Here is an 18,495-nt window from a genome sequence, read left to right as displayed (position 1 = left end):
CTCAACAGTAATGTAACGCTTCACCTAGTGCGACTAAAACCATGGCCTGCCCGTAGGCCATAGGGGCAATAATGATTTCCTTATAATCTTCTTTTGCAGCACCAATCGGAGTGCCGCCGGATACACCAAGCACCGTGCCTTCATCGTCAATTCTGTCCAGCACCGCCCGGATCGCTTTCAGGGCATGATCTGCATACGATTCCGGCAACAACCCCCTGCGTACGCTACGCAAAATACCCGCTGCGATAGCTGCTGAGCCTGACGTTTCAGTATAACTGTTAGAGTCGTCCAGCAGCGTATGCCATAATCCGTCTCCGCTCTGGCAGGCTAATAAAGCTGTTGCCTGTGCGTTCAGGATCTGTTGAAGATATTCAAACACTCCACTGTCCAGATACGGCCCCATCAACTCCAGGTATTCAGGCAGGCCGAGTGTAAACCAGCTATTGCCCCGGCACCAGAAGGCTTCGCTGAAATTATGCCGGCCGCCAAAATGCCAGCCATGAAAAAACAGCCCCGTCTTTTTATCATACAGGTATTTGATATGCAGCAGCAGTTGGTAAAGCGACGCTTGCCGCCATGCGGAATTATCGTATTTGACACCCATTTTTGCCGTGAACAAAATAGCCATAAATAACGTATCAATCCAGATTTCATTATCATTGAGCGTAACTTCATCCTTGCTCGCTCCTGTTGTAACATGCTGATAACCAGACTCCTCCGTCCGCGGCAGGCCATGCATCAACCACTGTACCCATTCCAGGCTTAATTCCTCCGCTTCCTTCAGTTCCATTAATGACAGCAACGGTGCTGTTGTATTGATATTCCGGCTCGGCAGTCCCTTGCCCAATTGCTTGCTCATCCAAAGCTTGGCATATTCTTGATAACGCTCATCCTTGAAATGCTGCTCAAGCTTTTGAAGTCCGTAAAGCCCCACTCCCTGCGGCCAATCCCATTCCTCCATGCCAAAATCACGGGCAAAATACCCCCTTCGTCCCGCATCCTCCCCTAAATTTTGCAGTTCGGCTTCGTTTTCCGGCCGCTCCAGCTTCAGCAGCTTATCCGTCACGCGGTTCAGCTTTTCAATGATCTCAACTTTACTAATCCGGCTGTTGTTCATCTGTTTTGCGCCCCTTCGCCTGCCATTTTGGGTCTTCCCTCATGTTGGGTAGTTCCATTCACCCGTAATATATCAAACCATTCCATACAAAAACTACTTTATATTTGCTGTAATAACCCTCATATATTGCAAATCTTGCTTTTCTGAACCTATAATAAGTGCATATTACAGAATAAGGCGGTGAGAGCATTTGCTTGAAAGCGACTTACTGTACGAACAAGGGTATAGCGTACGTATCAACACGCCCGTAGATCCCCTTTTTTATTATTTTGATTATGACCAGCGTTCTCACGATATCAATATGGAGTTTCAGCATTTTCATGATTTTTACGAGATTCATATCTTGATGGATTCCCGAGCCACTCATATTATCGATGGGAATGTCTGCGCCCTCCAGCAGTATGACATCGTGCTCCTGCGTCCTTATCGGTTGCATAAGACACAATATCCGGAAGGGCCGCCGTTTAAGCGGCTGATCATAAACTTCGCCATGCCCAAGGATATACCCGGTTTAGATAACGCTTACAAAAGTATGTTTCTCTCATTTTGGGAAGAAATACCGATCTACCGTTTGCCAAAAGAGTTGCGCAAAGCCGTGTTTGATCCTCTTAACGCTATCTTCACCTTGTCACACAGCACTTCACCGTTAAATCCAGTACTGATTCACAGCCTTTTCCAACAGTTCCTCTGTGCTTTATACCAGCGTAGAGACCAGAACAGCTATGTCCCAGAGGAGATTGGAAATGCCATTATGCAAAAAATCTACTCGATCACCGCATACATCCATAGCCATTACAGCAGCGAGTTGTCCCTTGATTTCCTCGCTAAAGAGTTCTTTATCAGCTCCTATTACTTATCACACCAATTTAAGTTAATTACCGGCTCCACGCTGACAGAATATATTCAGATGACCCGGGTCCGTAATGCCCAGCAATTGCTGATCTACACCCGCCTGAAGATTTCCGAGATCGCCGGGCAATGCGGATTCAACAGCTTCTCCCAGTTCAACCGCATATTCAATAAACTTAGCGGGATGTCCCCATCCGAGTTCCGCAAGAACCAGGTCATATCCAACACTGCTTCAACCACATTTTCCTATTGATGTACTTGCTTACCTAGTTACAAAAAATCCGCTGTGCGTCCGACAAATCTATCTACCCTCTAAGTAACTATATTGAGCAGTAACAGAGGCAATGTTTAGACGCAAAAGAGAGACGAAGGGATAGCAAAAGTGATGGTGCAGGCACACACATGTTGGTATAGATGCAGGTACTGGTGCTGGTGCTGGTGCTGGTGCTGGTGCTGGTGCTGGTGCTGGTGCTGGTGCTGGTGCTGGTGCTGGTGCTGGTGCTGGTGCTGGTGCTGGTGCTGGTGCTGGTGCTGGTGCTGGTGCTGGTGCTGGTGCTGGTGCTGGTGCTGGTGCTGGTGCTGGTGCTGGTGCTGGTGCTGGTGCTGGTGCTGGTGCTGGTGCTGGTGCTGGTGCTGGTGCTGGTGCTGGTGCTGGTGCTGGTGCTGGTGCTGGTGCTGGTGCTGGTGCTGGTGCTGGTGCTGGTGCTGGTGCTGGTGCTGGTGCTGGTGCTGGTGCTGGTGCTGGTGCTGGTGCTGGTGCTGGTGCTGGTGCTGGTGCTGGTGCTGGTGCTGGTGCTGGTGCTGGTGCTGGTGCTGGTGCTGGTGCTGGTGCTGGTGCTGGTGCTGGTGCAAGGGTAGTCACGTTTAACTGTATTTCATACAACTATTTTTTCACGCATCACGCCACCATTAGATATAGCTGTATTTGGTGCAACTATTTCCTTGGTTTTTTCGCCTATAAGCTACATCTCGAGTTTTTAGTTGTACAGAATACAACTAAAATCCGAAGATTCACTATTTCATACGGAATAGTTGCACTGAATGCAGTTACTTCTCAGATCCCATCAAAACTCCTTCTCCCAATTGAAGATAATCCGCCCAAACAAGTCACAGCTCAGCAAGCCACCACAAATCAAAAAAACCAGGCAGCGATTCTCCACTAACGGGAGAATCACTGCCTGGTTCTAACTTCAATTACATCTTAAGCCGTACGTTCCGTTGCTTTGAGACGCAGCGCTTTTTTCTCTTTCGACTTCGCCACTGGCGGTTTCAGAGAAATCGCGATGATGCAGGCCAGCAGGCACAAGAGGCCAAAGATAACAAAGGTTGGTTTAAATCCGCCTAGGAAGACGGCGATAAACGAACCGGAAAGGGCACCAATACCAAAACCTTGGTAAACGATTCCGTAGTTCTTACTGTGATTTTTCAGTCCGAAGAAGTCGCTGACAATGGCGGGGAACACCGTGATATTCCCGCCAAAGCAGAACGCAATGGCTGCTACACAAGTGAAGAAAAGTCCGAAATTCAGGGTCGCGTAGCTGAGGGTCAGCATAGCCGCCGCAGTTACAGCAAGCGATGCGCCTACCAGCTTCAAGCGACTCATTTTGTCAGATAAAGCACCCAGAATTAAACGTCCCGCTGTATTAAAGATCGCAATCATAGCCACCGCACTAGCTGCTGTCTGTACATCAAGTCCAGCCAGCTGCACGCCGATATCTTTTACAATACCGATCAAATACAGACCACACATACAAGCGGTGAAAAAGATGATAAATAGCAGATAAGCTTCTTTTGTCCGCAGCATTTCTTTGACCGTATAGTCTTTCGGTGAACTCATTACTGTAGCTGTCGTTGAACCCGCTGGTGCTGGGGCCGCTTGAACCGGAGCTTCTCTTACGAGCAAGGAACCGATTACAATCATGCCCATAACAATCAAACCCCAATACATAAATGTATTAGACACACCCACTGAGTCAATCAACCCGCCGTTAATATATTTAAAGATCAAACTCCCCGTTCCATAAGCACCAACGGACACGCCGGAGATTAAACCTTTATTATTCGGAAACCATTTAATTAAATTAGATAATGAAGTGATATAAGCTGTCCCATCCGCAAAACCAACGATCACCCCAACCAATAAATAGAACATGAAGAGTGAATTGGCTTGAGAGCTAAGAATCAACCCTAGTCCGAGCACAATCCCAGCAGTAGCAGTCAAACGGCGAAGCCCGAAACGATCCTGCAGCTTCCCTGCGAACAAAGTCGCGAAAGCGAGTGCAAAGCTCGTTATAGAAAAAGTAATCGAAACGGAGTTAAGCTCCCAGCCAAATTTTGTTACCAGATGCGCATTAAATAAACTCCATGTATAGATGGTACCTAGGCCCATTTGCATAATTACTGTACCTAATACGATTAGCCACCGTTTGGTGCTTTTGCTGTCCATTGTCGTAGTCATGGTCTTTTCCTTCTTTCTCTCTCGTTGTCTGCTACAAGAGCTTCTATCGCCTCTTTATTGTAGCTAAACCAGCCGATGTTGAGAGAAATCCGGCATGAGATGACGGAAATGAAGAATGAATTGCATTTATAAGCGCATAATCTGCCTGAATTCCTTTACCTTACTACGACTTACCGGCACTTCAAAACCTAAATCATGCAGGCGCAGCAAATACGTATTGTTGAACCACGGGATGATTTCCTTGATCTTGGACAGGTTAACAATATAGGAACGATGGCAGCGAAAAAAACGATCCTGCGGCAGCCGCTGAAAGAAATCGCTAATACTAAGTGCCATGCTGTATTCCTCACCTTTAGTCATCACACTTGTACTTTTTTCCTGCGCGGAGGCGTAATAAATATCGTCGGCATTCACTACGATAATCTTTTCATTTTTCCACAGATTAACCTTGTCACTGACCGGATTACGCTCTTCTTCCCCCTGTCGTCCACGGCTGGCAAACGCATTTTCCAGCTTGTGCAGCATGGCTTTGATGCGTACCTCGCTATAAGGCTTAAGAATATAGTCAAAAGCTTCAATCTCAAACGCCTCAGCGGCATGCTCCTTATACGCAGTGATGAACACTATGTAGGGTTTTACCGAGAATCTACTGATATTTTGTGCCAAAAGCACCCCATCGATGGAAGGAATATTAATATCCAGAAAAATCACATCTACCGTATCACTCTGCAAAAATTTAAGCGCGTCCAGCCCATCTTCAAACTGTGCCGTTATATCGATCCCGCTGTGCGTCTCTATTAAATAAGCCAGCTCCTGTCTTGCCAGCTCTTCATCTTCTACAATGATCGCTCTCATTGGTCCTCCTTTTTAACATCAAAAAAGATGTTCGTCCCTTTATCCAATCTCTGAATGGTAAGTCCAGTCCCATAGATCAGCTTTACCCGTTGGTGTACATTAAACAGCCCGATTTTATTCTCCGGCATATCGCCAGTATAGACCTTCTCTATCGTTTCCTCGCTGATGCCAGCTCCGGTATCGCGAATGCCCACCCGTACGGTATCCCCTTGGTCTTTTACAGAAATCGTTACTGTTCCTGTCCCTCTTACCTTCAGTATGCCATGTATAATCGCATTTTCTACAAGCGGCTGAATGATCAGACTCGGAATCCGAACCTGAACCTCATCAATATCATAAAGCACGTTAAGCCGGCTTCCAAAACGCGCCTTTTCGATCTCTACGTATTGCTGGACCTGCTGTAGCTCTCGTTTGATATCAATGAATTCATCGGTAAGCTCCAGATTGTATCTCATATAACCGGACAGATTCACAATCAGCTCGCGTGCCTTATCCGGATTAATTCGAATCGAGGACGCAATCGCATTCAGTGCATTGAACAAAAAATGCGGGTTAATGCTGGTCTGCAGTGCCTTCAGCTCCGCTTTGTTCGCCATTTCCTTAATGCCTTCCACCCGCGACACTTCCATCAAGGTAGAGATCATTTGCGACAGACCCACGGCCATAGCTTGAAGCGAATAGGTAATCTTGTGGGCTTTGGTGTAATAGATTTTGAGCGCTCCCGTCACCTCACCCTTTTCCTTCAAAGGAATAATGATCAGCGACTTGATCTGCGGATTCACGTAATCACTATCATCGTTACGGATGGTAATTTCACCACTGGACAACGTTACTTTAGTTTCCTCACTGATAATATCGTTAGTTGTCTCATAATCCTCCTCACCCACGCCAACATAGGCACGAATAAACCGAGTATCGGTAATGGCTACAGCGTCTGCACCGATATCCTCTTTGATGATCTGGCAGATGGTGTGCAGCGACTCCTGATTAATATTGCGAAAATACGGCAAGGTCTTATTGGCAATATCAAGCGCCAGCTTGGACTGCTTAGCCGCGATCCGTTCCTTCTCACCTTCCACGCTCTGCACTAGCACAACAATCAGGCCGACACTAATCTGGCTCATAATCATCGGAAAAGCGATCTTGGACACGATATCCACACCCAGCGACATCGGCTGAGCCATCGCTAGAATGAGCAGCATCGTCAGTGCCTCACAGGCCATTCCCGCCAAAATCCCTGCTATCCAGCGACGTTCACCAGAGGTGCGGCGATAGATTATCCCAGACACTATGCCTGCGGTGATACTCGTAATCAGACAAGGAAGAGAGGTTACCCCTCCGATATCAATCAGAAAACGGTGAACCCCTGAGATGATGCCTGTTATAAGTCCAACCCATGGTCCGAACAAAATCCCGCCAGATACGATGGCGATAATTCGCACATTCACAAGCGAACCTTCCACATTAATCCCGCTATAAGTGCCGAAAATGGCAAATAAGCTGAAGATCATCGTTGCAATAGCAAGCTCTTGCGGAGCGTAACTCCCTTTTTGAAAAACCTCTTTAAACCGCGGCAGACGAGTCAATACAAACAGACACATCAGCAATAACGCAGCTCTTTCCAACAATTGCAGTAATATAGTAAACGTATATTGCACGGTCACCGCCTCCAAAGGTCTCGATGTCGATTCATTATAAAGATAGTTCATGCCTCTGTCCATTCAGCCTGTCCCTTTATACCTCTATTGAAACTCTTGTTGTATGATATTAACAGATTGGAAGCATGAATATTCGGAGGTGGCAGTTTGCACAAGATAGAACTCGAGGCAGATATCATTCAGCTTGTACATAATGATCCCTGGATGATGGATATTTTAGAAAATGCCAGATCGCTACAGTTACCTGACTGGTGGGTTTGTGCTGGGTTTGTACGTTCAAAAATCTGGGATACCTTACATGGCTTTGAAGAGCGGACCCCTTTGCCAGATATTGATGTTATTTATTATGACGGCAGCAATCTTCATGAGGAAGTGGAAAAGCAATGGGAGGCAAAACTAAGAAATTTAAATCCCCATGTGCCATGGTCCGTTAAGAATGAAGCAAGAATGCATACCATTAACAACCTTGCGCCCTATACGTCATCTGTAGATGCCATCTCCAAGTTTCCGGAAACAGCTACAGCGCTTGGGCTTTCCTTAGATGAATACGGTAAGGTTATCCTAACCGCTCCGCATGGGATTGCAGATGTTATTAATGTAGTGTTACGGGCTACCCCTCATTTCAACAATAATCCGAACTTACTCCCTATTTATGAAAAACGAATGGCACAAAAAAACTGGCAGGCAACGTGGAAGCAATTGCAGGTCAGCGCTACCTAAAGCTAAGTTGTGTTAGCATCGGAATAAAAAAGACAGCAAGCCTCTGCTACAGAAGGGCTTGCTGCTGTTGTTTTATTACACCGCTAAATCAATACCAACCACGCCTACTACATCTCCCTGACGATTCCGGATTGCTCTAGATAATGTAATACAAGAACGTTTCGTAATCGCGGATACATAAGGTTTAGAGACATATTCACCCTCATTCATGGCCCCATTCCACCAATCACGCCGCTTAGCATTCAACAGGCCAGCCGCTGGCTCGGAGTAGATAAAGGTTCCATCCGTCCGATTGGACCAAATGGCTTGTACATCTGGAATTTTCTTAATGTAAGCTTTCAAAACACCTTGATGAACTTCAGTATCTGGAGCGTAAAGTTCTTCCTTGGCGGAAATCGTCTCCAAGAGACTCTGCATTTCCTGAAGTCGGGCTGCATATTGGCTCATCTCAATTTCCGCTCTGCCCGCAATGCTAGTAACCGATTGCTGCAAGGATTGCGACTCCGCTAACAGATTGGCGCTGACTTCGTTCAGCTGCCCAATTTGATCCCGCTGCCGTGTCACCTGCTCCAGCGTAAGGTCTACATTGGCAATCGTCTCATTCACGATAGCCACCGCACCGCTCAGCTCCGTTGTCACTTCTACAATCAGCTTGCCCTGCTTCGCGGCAGCATCGATTGTTTCCGTCACGGCGCTGCCTACTTCATCTACTCTCGACGCGATATCATCGAGTCGAAGCTTAACCGTGCCGACCTCGTTCACCCCACGCTCCACTGAGACTTGCTCTTTCGTAACGGATTCCAGCACCTGCTGTACTCCATTATTAATGTCTAGCAAGATGCCTGAGGAGCGGTCTACCGAGCTCTTGCTTTGATCAGCCAGCTGCCGAATCCGGCTGGCCACTACTGCAAATCCGCGGCCCTGTTCACCGGCCCGGGCCGCTTCAATAGAAGCATTCAGCGCGAGCAACGAGGTCTCATTCACAATGGAGTTAATCAATGTATTGATCTCCTCTACCATCGCAATATGATTACTCAGGGTAGTAAACTTAGCTAACATGTCCCCACTCTGTGTTTGCAGATCCTTCATCACCACATCTGCAATGCTCAGGGAATCTACCATTGCTGTCATTCCTTGCCGAGCATATTGCATATTCGAGCCTAGTTTTTCCGTCAATTCTTCGATATGTGCTGTAACTGAGGCTACACCGCCCATCGTCTGATAAGCCCCTTCAATATTGGCTTTAGCTTCGTTGCTGCGAATCCTTAAATCCGTTTCATACGCGTGTGAATAATCTGTCGTCTGCTGCAGCTGCTCTGTATGGCGGCTGATTTCTTCAAGCGCACCATGCAGCCGATCCGAGGTAACTACAATCTCATTGCCAAGAAGCTCCACTTTGTTCTGTGAATCCTTCAGCAGCGTTTCTTTGCGATAACCGTAGCGGGATGTATTCAGCGAGAACCATCCTAGAGAACCCATAAGCAGAATAATCACCAGCTTATGCATCCAGAGCATATCAATCAATAAGCTGTACACACTGACAAGAAGCAACAGGACGACTACGAAAATCTGGTTTCGACGGATCTGCATCTTTACTTCCACTCCACTCGATTGATGTTATGTATTCTAACATTATATCAGCAGAGTTAATTAAAGGAAATACTTTCTATAGTATTCCTTTTCGATCAATCATTCCCCGGGCCAGGCAATCTCCCCTTATAAAGATGCTTGTTGATCTCCCGCTTCCAAGAAAGCCATCAAGAGGAAACCTGAGCTTATTGTCGAATATATAAGCATATTGCCACTGGAAAAGAGGATCACATTATGCGCGCCACACCTCAAACTCCTCGTCAGACCTATTGGAATCGTGTGCTTCTCAATTCATTCTGGATCATCCTGATTGTGTATTTAAGTATTCAGTTCATTGTTTCTCTATCCTTATGGAGCCAGCGTCCGGAAACCCCAACCAGGAACGATTATATTGAGCACTCGTTGATTTCTGATTCCATCATAGTGAGTTTGATCATTATTCTAGAAGTAATCTATAGATGGAGGCCTCTGTGGGCCCAACTCGCCATTACGGTTGCAAGCCATCTATTTGCGGTTTTGATTATCGTCAATCTCAGCGATGAGTTGCATGTTAAATCATTAATTATGCTGTTCCCGCTACTAGTCTCGATGATCTATCTGAAGAGCAGTTATATGATAGCCACTTCTGCTATTTCTCTACTGTACACGATCATTTTATTCACCAAGACATCCATTCACGAGTACTTCCCGATCACCCAAACAATCATTATCGCTCTTATTTTTGCAGGCACTGCTTTGGCAGGTTTTGCAGTAATCGTTCGTGGACGTGATTTGATGCAATCCCTGCAGAACTCCGTCAAGTCAGAACAGGAATTACGCATTCAGAATATAATCATGGATCGTCTATCTAAGATAGATCCCCTGACTGATCTGTATAATCACAAGACTTTTCACGAATATTTGGGTTGGCTAATCGAGCATCAGCAGAGTAATCCATTCTCCATGCAGCTTGCCGTTATGGATATCGATAATTTCAAAAAAGTAAATGATTGCTATGGACACTCCGTTGGAGATATCGTATTACAAAAAGTCGCAGCGATCCTGCTCGAGTATATCGGTCCTGATGATTTCGCCGCGCGGTACGGGGGCGAGGAATTCATTGTCATTCTGACAACCAAAACCTTTGAGCAATCCTATGAAATCATGCAACAGATTCTAGCCAAAGTCGCCGATACCCCTTTTGCCGAAATGGAAGGGAAAAGCATAACCGTCAGTATCGGGATGCATGATTACACAGGTGCAGACTCCAAAAATTCTACTTTTCAGCAGGCTGATGATGCACTTTACGAAGCTAAAAACACCGGGAAGAACAAAATTGTCATCAGCTAGTGACAAGCTCCACAGACACTGTTTATCTGTCGGAGCTTGTTTTTTTTGCAAAGCCTTAATTTCAGAAGCATTTCATACCAAAAACCCCCACCTTGAGATGAGGGCTGTGTATCCACTGCTATATTCCGTAACGCTTCTGCGGTTCCAAAAGCTCCACCACTTCCTGCTTCGGAACAGGTCTGCTAACCAGATATCCCTGTACCTTATCGCAGCCCGATTTTCTGAGGAAATCCAGCTGGCTGATCTCTTCCACTCCCTCCGCAACGACCTCCAGCCCCATATTGTGGCCCAGCTGTATAATGGTCTGCACAAAAGACTGGCTGTAAGCTTTTTCCGAAAGCGAATCGATAAAGGTTTTATCCATTTTAAGCGTAGAAATCGGCAATTGCTGCAAATAACTAAGAGATGAGTATCCCGTTCCGAAATCATCCAGCGCAATACGAATGCCTTGGGATTTGAGGAATTGAAGCTTATTCACGATACTCTCAAACGATTCCATAAAAATAGACTCGGTGATTTCCAGTTCAAGACAACTAGGCTTTAGCCCACTTTCAGCCAGACTTTCCTGCACCATCTCGACGAAATCATCCTGCAATAGTTGAATAATGGAAATGTTAACTGATATCTTGTAAGGAATGCCCATACGATCTTGAATGCCCTTCATAAAGATGCACGATTCCCTAAGCACCCATTCTCCAATATAAATAATCAGCCTGGAATCCTCGGCGATTTTGATAAAGGAAAGTGGAGATACAAAGCCCAGCGTTGGACTATTCCAGCGAATTAAAGCCTCAAAACCAGAGATTAATCCAGACTGGATATCCACCTGCGGTTGATAATATAACTCAAACTCATTATTATTCATGGCACTGCGCAAATGTTTCTCTATATTCATCCGTTCATTAAACGCAGTATGCATAGATTTGTCATATACCACATAAGTCCCCTTACCATCCTCTTTTGCCCGGTACATAGCGACATCCGCATTTTTTAAGATTTGCTCGGTGGTCTCCCCATCTTCCGGATAAAAGGAAATTCCGATGCTTACGGAAACGTACAAATAACTCTCTCCGATTAAAAAGGACTGCCTGAACGCTCTCATGATCCGCTCCGCCAGGTCTAACACATCCTCGTGGTTTTCTATATCCTTAATAAAAATCACGAATTCATCCCCGCCGAGCCGAGAGAGCATATCTCCTTCCCGCACCACCGACTGCAGCCTTTTGCTAGCCTTCTGAATAAGAACATCACCGGATTTATGCCCTAAGGTATCATTGATGTATTTAAAATTATCGGTATCTACGAACAACAGCGCCGCCTTGCCACCTGAACATTGCAGATATTTCTCCATAGATTCCAGTAGACATACACGGTTGGGTAGATTACTAAGCTCATCCACATAAGCTAGACGATGCATGTGTTTTTGATTCTCCACCAGCATATCGTATTGCTCTACAAGCTCCTGCTGTGTGGCTGTAAGCTGTTCATAGGTTGCCTCAAGCTCCTGATAACTGTTGCTCAGCTTTAGCTCTACCTGCTTCCGCTTACTAATATCAATCAGCGAACCGATAAATAACACAACTTCATTCTTTGGATCAACGATAGCTTTACCACTTATCTCAAACCAGACGAACTGATTATCTTTGGTCCGCATGCGGTATTCCGTCTCGTAGATAGGTGTTAAACCTGCCAGATGATCATGTCTTGCCTTTTGGGATGATGGCTGGTCATCGGGATGAATAATACTAAGCACCCCATTTTCGAAAGAATTGATTTCATCCTCCGTATAGCCCATGAGCTTGTACCAGCGATCCGATAGATTATACAGTCCTGTCTCCCAATCAAGCTCCCACATGTATGCACCAGAACCCTCTGTCGCGAGACTGAACCGTCGTTCACCTACTTGCAGCTTAGCAAATTGCTCCTGTAGCTCGACCTCTGTCGCTGACAGCTCTTCGTAAGTAGCTTCCAGTTCCTCATAACTTTGCTGAAGCCTTAGCTCATTTTGTTTGCGCTCATCGATATCCACTCCTACAAGCACAAAAATATCAGCTGCCTGCTTATCCAATCCTTTCAACAAGGTGGTCCGAAATGAAAAATACCGCGCTGCTGGCGAATTGTCCGGAAGTTTATGCTCGATATTATCAACATAGTCAAGCTGTACGGCCCTTTCCAGCAGATTCCGAATAGCCGCCGTACTGCCTGTCAGCCCCTCTATATCCTCAATGTTTTTGCCCACTACTTCATTCTCGCATAGGCCCGTCATTCGCTCAGCGTAATTGTTAAACCGAACTACCTTTTTATCCGCCTGCACAGCCCAAACCACCATACCGCTATGCTCTATTACATCCTCAAAAAATTGCTGTTCCGAATAAACCGCCCGCCGTAAGTGATTAATATACATTTTTAGCAAAACCGCACTAATGATCAGAAGGCCGAGCAGAATAATGGCTCCCACAATAAATCTATTGCGCATCATAACTTTATAATAATCCGAATGAACGAAGAAATAGTGCTGATACAGCTCTTCAAAAGCACCTGAACGATGCAGGCGATCCAATCTCTCGTTAACATAAGTCACTAGCTCCGGAGAGGATTTACTTATTGCAAAAGCGACATCCCTAGGGTAGAGATTGCTCATTTTTTTGATAATACTCCCCTTCAATTTCTGCTCTGCAATCAGATAATCAATCACTTCCTGATTCTCAAATAGAAGGTCGATTTCCCCCTTTTCTAAAGCCTTCAAAGCTTCAGGAGTCGTTGCATATTCTATGTAATTTGTAATCCCCACCTTGCTGTTCAGCACGGTTGCAGAATACTGTCCATTCCCTAACCCAATCTTATAACTTCCCAACGTCTTTAAATCGATCTCATCCTCAAGCTCTCGCCTTGCATAGATGGAAATATAATTCTTAATAACTGGATCTGAAAATAACACCTCTTGGTTACGCGACTCCGTAATTGCCATAAGACCTGCTATCTCAATATCTCCTTGAATCAGCCGACTGTAAACTTCATCCCATTGCCCAGTACTGTAGTGAATAAGGTAATCCTGCTTCTCAAAAATCATCGTGCTCAAATTAATATCAAACCCGGTCAAATACCCGTTTTCTACATATTTATAAGGTGGATATTCCAGTTCTACTTGGTACCTTATATCCTCTCTTTCGGCGTGAGCGGCTGTAGGAGGTACGAGCAAAAGCAGAAAAATAATCAGAAGCAACATTGTGCACCGCTTCATTGCCCAATTCCCCTTTTTGCTAAAATTTAGAATTTAAAGCATTATTCTAAAAAGTATTCGACAAAATATGGTAAGATTCCTGCTAATTCTTTCCTAAAACCACACATTATACGCAAATCCCCATCTTTCGATGGACTCTTTTATTTGTAAATGATAAAAGTTACGAAGTCTTGATTTTTATATTGCTTTTTACATAGAAAATGTGGATAATAGCAATAACGACAAACGATGATAATGATTATCATTATTATAAGCGTTAATAATTTCAATTTACTATATTTAAGTTAAAAGGAGACTGATCACCCATGAACGTTACCTCTACCCGAACAACATTACAGGTTGACGATTATCTGGATCTGCTCAATCTTGCCGTTAAAGTTGGAGATTTGAAATGGCAAAAAGAAATTAAATCCAGATTGCAATACATTCTCTGTCTGCCGACAAGATAATGCTTCCGATTATACGCCATGTTCCCTTATTTAGGGGCATGGCTTTTTTTGTTGGTATGCAGACATAACTATATAATAATTGGAGTATCTCCAGGTCACCTGATGGTTAATGATATAGTATAATTATCAGCATAATACATTGAATAAAAAGTCCTTCAGATCGGAGCGTGTCAGCTTGAAAAAGTATATAGCTTTATTCTTAATGCTCAGCCTGTTATGGGTACCTGGTGCATACGCCGCTGGAATTCCTGCACAGCAGGGATTTGTTACCGATAACGCTGAAATGTTCAGTTCCGCAGAAGCCGCGTCTATTTCTGCTACCGCCACTGGAGAACTCATGACCATCCATGTACTCACTGTAGATTCCACAGACGGTACTCCAGCTGATAAGTATGCAGACAAGGTTTACGACTCGTGGAAACTGTCCACGCGGGATCTTCTACTGCTGATCTCCGCTGGTGACCAGTCCATTGAGCTAAATTTCTTAAATCCAGGCTTTCAAAGCTCGTTAAATACTTGGTCTAAGAATCAGGGAGGGTCCTCGGGAAGTTCAGCCATCCAAAAACTGCTCGACACCTATTTCATTCCTTATGCCCAAAAAGGGGACTTCGCTGGCGGGACAAAGGCTTTGATTAATGCCATCCATTCCATCGGAGATCGTGCCGGCAATACTGGAGGAACCGCAGGAAGCGGGAGCGCAGCCGGGGTCGGGAATGATGTAAACCGCTCCAGCAGCTCCATGTTTATGATTGCAGCGATTCTTATCGGAGCCCTTCTAATCCTCCTTCTACTCTTTGTAATGGTTACAGGTCTGCGTCGACGCAAGCAGCTTAGCGAGCAACAGAAACAGTTATCTAATTTAATGGTCCAGGCAAATCGGGCACTGGAATCGCTAAACCCTTTTCAAGGGATCGTTCAAGGGAAGACGGGAGAGCTAGTCGAAGGTATTTCCAAGCGGCTGTCCGCCAAGCTCGTTGAAATCTCCGCACTACAAAGCGAAGGTCAAGGCGTTCAGCCAGCATTTTATCGTTTGGCTGCCCTCAAGACAGCCGTGAAACAATTGCAGCAGACCGAAGCTGCCTTCCGCACAGCGCTTGAAGAGGAAGAGAAACACATTGCTGTCATTAGCGAAGCTGACCGCAATGTCAAACAGCGTATTACAGAGCTGAAAGAGGATACGCCAGAGCTTGAAGAACAGCTGCAAGGTGCAGTTAAAGAAACCGGATATGAGCTTCAAGAAATTGTAGAGGAACTTAAGGAGCTTGCGGAGGAAACTGCTAAGGCAGACCAATTGGAGCTTTTTGATCCCATTGCTGCACAAGAGGTTACCGAGGATGCACAGGAACGTCAGGAAAAAATCGAACAGGATCTGAAGGATGTTGATCTCTATGATGATAAGCTAAACAAATTTCCTACGGTATTAGCTGCGGCACGTGCCAAAATCACCGGGATCATTGAACAGAATTCACTGCACAATATGAAGGTTAAGCCATATGACCACCTGGAGCAGGCCCGCGTAGAATCGTTGACTCTTGAAGCACCGCTGCGTATAGGAGATATGGATGAGGTGCGCAGAATCGGCGCCAGTCTAGATCTGCTTCTGGATGAAGCTGTTGCTATGACAGAGCAGCAAGCACTGCTGCGGCAGAATAACCGCAGAGATCTAGAAACATTCCGCACCACATGGAGCCATTTGAAGCAGCGGCGAGACGAGCTGCAGGCCCGATTTACAGAAGCACGTGTACATTTCGAAGAACAGCATATAGTTAGCGTAGAGAACATTCTGACGGAGTGGAGCACACGTCTTCGGGAAGGCGCAGGTGAAGTGGCGCAAATTGAGAACTGGACCAGTGATGAACGGGGCGAATATGACAAGGCCCACGATGCGCTGGAGCGCTTGCTGTCCTTGCAGGATGAAGCTGGCCGGCAATATGACGGCGTCTCTGAAAGTCTAAATGCATTAAATGAAAGACTGGATAAAGTACAACGTCTCTTCTCCGAAGGACAAAGTCGGGTAGAGACGACCCAGCGAATGCTGCACAGCAGAGGCTTATCTTCCAGAATCCGCTTTGAGTTATCCTTACTGCCGGAATATAGCCAGTTGGAGCAACGGTTGTCATCCCGGCCTTACAACCTGGAGGAACTGGAATCGATTGGCCGCGCTTATGACGCTCAGATCACTTCCTTTGTGAATGAAGCGAACCGAATCGTTCGCCAAAAAGAAGAGGAAGAACGGCTTGCCCAGCTAGCCATGATGAGAGAGCAACAGCGGCGTGCGCAAGCCCGTAAACGGATGTCCTCCGGTCCTCCTTCTTCAGGCGGATTCGGTGGGGGACGTTCCTCCGGCGGCTCTTCCTGGGGTGGTGGCGGCAGTGGCGGCAAATCCTCCGGCGGCTCTTCTTGGGGCGGTGGCGGCGGCAAATCCGGTGGAAATTCATCGGGTGGCTCTAAGTGGTAATTCCTCACCATTAGATGCAAATGGATTTACAAAAAGACTCTTTCGCTTATATAGGCGGAAGAGTCTTTTTAATTATGAATTATTATTGCTGTTTCATTTGTGGTATGAATGTGCCATTGGAAGATAAATTGTAACGGCCGTGCCCACTCCCTCTTCACTAGCTATTGCCACATATCCTCTGTGGGCAGTCACGATTTTTTTGACAATCATGAAGCCAAGTCCATTCCCATCGCCTCTGGTCGTGTGAAAAGGCTCTCCTAATTTATCCAGAACTTCCTTATTCATCCCCTCTCCATTATCGGTGAAGGTAATCACCTGAAATTCATCCTTCACATCAAGAGTCACTGTAATGCTCCCGCCAAAAGGCAAAGCTTCCATTGAATTTCTTAGGATATTGAGGAAAATCTGCTTAATCTGATTGCGGTCACATTCGATCTCAGCATCATAATGGATCTTTGTATTTAACACTATATTATTCATTTCCACCTGAATCGCGAAGATATTCAATACTTCCAGCAGGATCGTGCTACATTGTTCAGTCATATAATGCGCAGCCTGCGGTTTACCCAGAATAAGAAACTCGCTCACAATAAGATTCATTCTTTCCACTTCAGACATAATGAGATCATAATGCAGCAGTCGTGAATCTTTATTAGCCAGTTGAAGCATCCCTTTCACCGTAGTCAGGGGATTGCGGATCTCATGTGCAATGCTCATAGCCAGTTGTCCTGCGACCACTAGCTTTTCTGTATTGCGCAGCACTTCTTCTGTTCTTTTCATCTCCGTGATGTTGCGCAAACTTCCAATCACACGCGCTAAGTAACCATTCGCATCGTAAACGGGTAGTACATCTAACATATAATGCTCGAACAACCCGTTTTTCTCCTGAATCACTTCTAACCCGGCACATGCGACATGATGTATGATGACATGTTGAAAGTATGCGCCCACATTCCTAATTTCAAAGACACTAGTTCCAACCACAGAGTTTTGATGCTCACCACCCAAATGAAGCATAGCTAAACCGTTCTCATTTATATTCACGACTGTTCCGAATTGATCTGTTATGATTACCCCTAAGTAATTGGTCTCTAGCAAAATCCGATTTAATAATTGCAGCTGAGAATTCCCTCTCCGCAACAAAATCTCACGTTCAATCGAGTCAGCCATCGTACAGAGCAGAGGCAGCAGATGGGGATGGGCTACATCTATATCTGCCATAAATGAAATTGTACCTAAAATCTCTTGCCCATTTTCTTTATAAAATGGAGCCGTACAGCATACTAAATGATGCAAAATATGATGGAAATGGTCTCGTCCTGTCAGCTGGAATGGCCTCTGATATTCAAGGGCTAAAGCGATTGAATTGGTACCCACCTCTTTGTTCATCTGCACGCCTTCTTTGATGCCTACCTGTCCTACGAGATCAATAATCGTCGCATCTCCTTGGAACGCCAATAGATAACCTGCATCATCCGAAATCGTAACTAGGATCGGGTTCCCTTTGACTGAGGAAAGAAATTTTTTGACAAAAAATTCGATAACCTCAATCACTTCACTATATGCGCTAAGCTGTGCCCCCAATTCATCAGTAGAATATCCCTTTGCAAAGACAGGCGGTTGCTCAGGATCAATTCCCTGGTCAATACAATGCTGATTGGAAGCCTTAATAATGGTCTCATCCGTCAGTATCCCTGTTGTCTCATCCAAAGCCCTTACCCCATTCTGTATGAATCTTCAATTTTGCATTGCATAATTATGTATTCTACCT

13 protein-coding genes are annotated in these 18,495 nt (G+C 45.5%); 6 read left to right on the top strand and 7 right to left on the bottom strand.

Features of this window, described 5'->3' with window-relative positions; all coding sequences use genetic code 11:
- Nucleotide 1: 1 nt before the first annotated feature.
- Nucleotides 2–1,117, bottom strand: a complete 1,116-nt coding sequence (locus tag NST40_RS01835; RefSeq protein ID WP_076275971.1) for a glycoside hydrolase family 88 protein — start codon at nt 1,115–1,117, stop codon at nt 2–4.
- A gap of 190 nt (nt 1,118–1,307) precedes the next feature.
- Here NST40_RS01835 and NST40_RS01830 point away from each other — a divergent pair, with 190 nt between their 5' ends.
- Nucleotides 1,308–2,219: an AraC family transcriptional regulator gene (locus tag NST40_RS01830; RefSeq protein WP_076275970.1), complete on the top strand. Its 912-nt coding sequence runs from the start codon at nt 1,308–1,310 to the stop codon at nt 2,217–2,219.
- A 161-nt stretch (nt 2,220–2,380) separates the two neighbouring features.
- Nucleotides 2,381–2,824: a hypothetical protein gene (locus NST40_RS01825; protein ID WP_342410364.1), complete on the top strand. Its 444-nt coding sequence runs from the start codon at nt 2,381–2,383 to the stop codon at nt 2,822–2,824.
- A gap of 343 nt (nt 2,825–3,167) precedes the next feature.
- Here NST40_RS01825 and NST40_RS01820 read toward each other — a convergent pair whose 3' ends face one another.
- The 3 genes from NST40_RS01820 to NST40_RS01810 all read right to left on the bottom strand — a co-directional run bounded on the left by NST40_RS01820 (nt 3,168) and on the right by NST40_RS01810 (nt 6,880).
- Nucleotides 3,168–4,424, bottom strand: a complete 1,257-nt coding sequence (locus NST40_RS01820) for an OFA family MFS transporter (protein WP_139330079.1) — start codon at nt 4,422–4,424, stop codon at nt 3,168–3,170.
- A 126-nt stretch (nt 4,425–4,550) separates the two neighbouring features.
- Nucleotides 4,551–5,279, bottom strand: a complete 729-nt coding sequence (locus NST40_RS01815) for a LytTR family DNA-binding domain-containing protein (RefSeq protein ID WP_076275969.1) — start codon at nt 5,277–5,279, stop codon at nt 4,551–4,553.
- The gene (locus NST40_RS01810) at nt 5,276–6,880 is read right to left on the bottom strand and encodes a sensor histidine kinase (protein WP_303047248.1); all 1,605 of its coding nucleotides are present in this window, start codon (nt 6,878–6,880) and stop codon (nt 5,276–5,278) included. Before NST40_RS01810 ends, NST40_RS01815 begins: the two co-directional genes overlap by 4 nt.
- A 204-nt stretch (nt 6,881–7,084) precedes the next feature.
- Between NST40_RS01810 and NST40_RS01805 the strand changes: the two genes are divergently transcribed.
- Nucleotides 7,085–7,657: a nucleotidyltransferase family protein gene (locus tag NST40_RS01805; protein ID WP_342410363.1), complete on the top strand. Its 573-nt coding sequence runs from the start codon at nt 7,085–7,087 to the stop codon at nt 7,655–7,657.
- A gap of 75 nt (nt 7,658–7,732) precedes the next feature.
- Here NST40_RS01805 and NST40_RS01800 read toward each other — a convergent pair whose 3' ends face one another.
- Nucleotides 7,733–9,247, bottom strand: a complete 1,515-nt coding sequence (locus NST40_RS01800; RefSeq protein ID WP_342410362.1) for a methyl-accepting chemotaxis protein — start codon at nt 9,245–9,247, stop codon at nt 7,733–7,735.
- A gap of 234 nt (nt 9,248–9,481) precedes the next feature.
- Here NST40_RS01800 and NST40_RS01795 point away from each other — a divergent pair, with 234 nt between their 5' ends.
- On the top strand, nt 9,482–10,576 hold the full coding sequence (locus NST40_RS01795; RefSeq protein WP_076124680.1) for a GGDEF domain-containing protein: 1,095 nt from the start codon (nt 9,482–9,484) through the stop codon (nt 10,574–10,576).
- A gap of 118 nt (nt 10,577–10,694) precedes the next feature.
- On the opposite strand, the gene NST40_RS01790 is transcribed toward NST40_RS01795, so the two are convergent.
- On the bottom strand, nt 10,695–13,817 hold the full coding sequence (locus NST40_RS01790; RefSeq protein WP_342410361.1) for an EAL domain-containing protein: 3,123 nt from the start codon (nt 13,815–13,817) through the stop codon (nt 10,695–10,697).
- Nucleotides 13,818–14,122: 305 nt separating this feature from the next.
- Between NST40_RS01790 and NST40_RS01785 the strand changes: the two genes are divergently transcribed.
- Both NST40_RS01785 and NST40_RS01780 read left to right on the top strand, forming a co-directional pair.
- Nucleotides 14,123–14,266: a hypothetical protein gene (locus tag NST40_RS01785; RefSeq protein ID WP_167348483.1), complete on the top strand. Its 144-nt coding sequence runs from the start codon at nt 14,123–14,125 to the stop codon at nt 14,264–14,266.
- A gap of 175 nt (nt 14,267–14,441) precedes the next feature.
- Entirely contained in the window at nt 14,442–16,724 is a 2,283-nt protein-coding gene (locus NST40_RS01780) for a TPM domain-containing protein (protein ID WP_342410360.1), read from the top strand.
- Nucleotides 16,725–16,817: 93 nt separating this feature from the next.
- Here NST40_RS01780 and NST40_RS01775 read toward each other — a convergent pair whose 3' ends face one another.
- Nucleotides 16,818–18,434: an ATP-binding protein gene (locus NST40_RS01775; protein WP_342410359.1), complete on the bottom strand. Its 1,617-nt coding sequence runs from the start codon at nt 18,432–18,434 to the stop codon at nt 16,818–16,820.
- Between the last annotated feature and the right edge of the window lie 61 nt (nt 18,435–18,495).

It is taken from the genome of Paenibacillus sp. FSL R10-2778, assembly GCF_038593035.1.
Classification (GTDB): Bacteria; Bacillota; Bacilli; order Paenibacillales; family Paenibacillaceae; genus Paenibacillus_AQ; species Paenibacillus_AQ odorifer.
This window is presented reverse-complemented; position numbering and strand designations above follow the sequence as displayed.

Excerpts from the sequence above, each read along its gene's own strand:
- NST40_RS01800 (WP_342410362.1), bottom strand. The coding sequence starts at position 9,247 with ATGCAGATCCGTCGAAACCAGATTTTCGTAGTCGTCCTGTTGCTTCTT.
- NST40_RS01820 (WP_139330079.1), bottom strand. The coding sequence starts at position 4,424 with ATGACTACGACAATGGACAGCAAAAGCACCAAACGGTGGCTAATCGTA.
- NST40_RS01795 (WP_076124680.1), top strand. The coding sequence starts at position 9,482 with ATGCGCGCCACACCTCAAACTCCTCGTCAGACCTATTGGAATCGTGTG.
- NST40_RS01835 (WP_076275971.1), bottom strand. The coding sequence starts at position 1,117 with ATGAACAACAGCCGGATTAGTAAAGTTGAGATCATTGAAAAGCTGAAC.
- NST40_RS01810 (WP_303047248.1), bottom strand. The coding sequence starts at position 6,880 with ATGTGTCTGTTTGTATTGACTCGTCTGCCGCGGTTTAAAGAGGTTTTT.
- NST40_RS01825 (WP_342410364.1), top strand. The coding sequence starts at position 2,381 with ATGCAGGTACTGGTGCTGGTGCTGGTGCTGGTGCTGGTGCTGGTGCTG.
- NST40_RS01815 (WP_076275969.1), bottom strand. The coding sequence starts at position 5,279 with ATGAGAGCGATCATTGTAGAAGATGAAGAGCTGGCAAGACAGGAGCTG.
- NST40_RS01790 (WP_342410361.1), bottom strand. The coding sequence starts at position 13,817 with ATGAAGCGGTGCACAATGTTGCTTCTGATTATTTTTCTGCTTTTGCTC.
- NST40_RS01785 (WP_167348483.1), top strand. The coding sequence starts at position 14,123 with ATGAACGTTACCTCTACCCGAACAACATTACAGGTTGACGATTATCTG.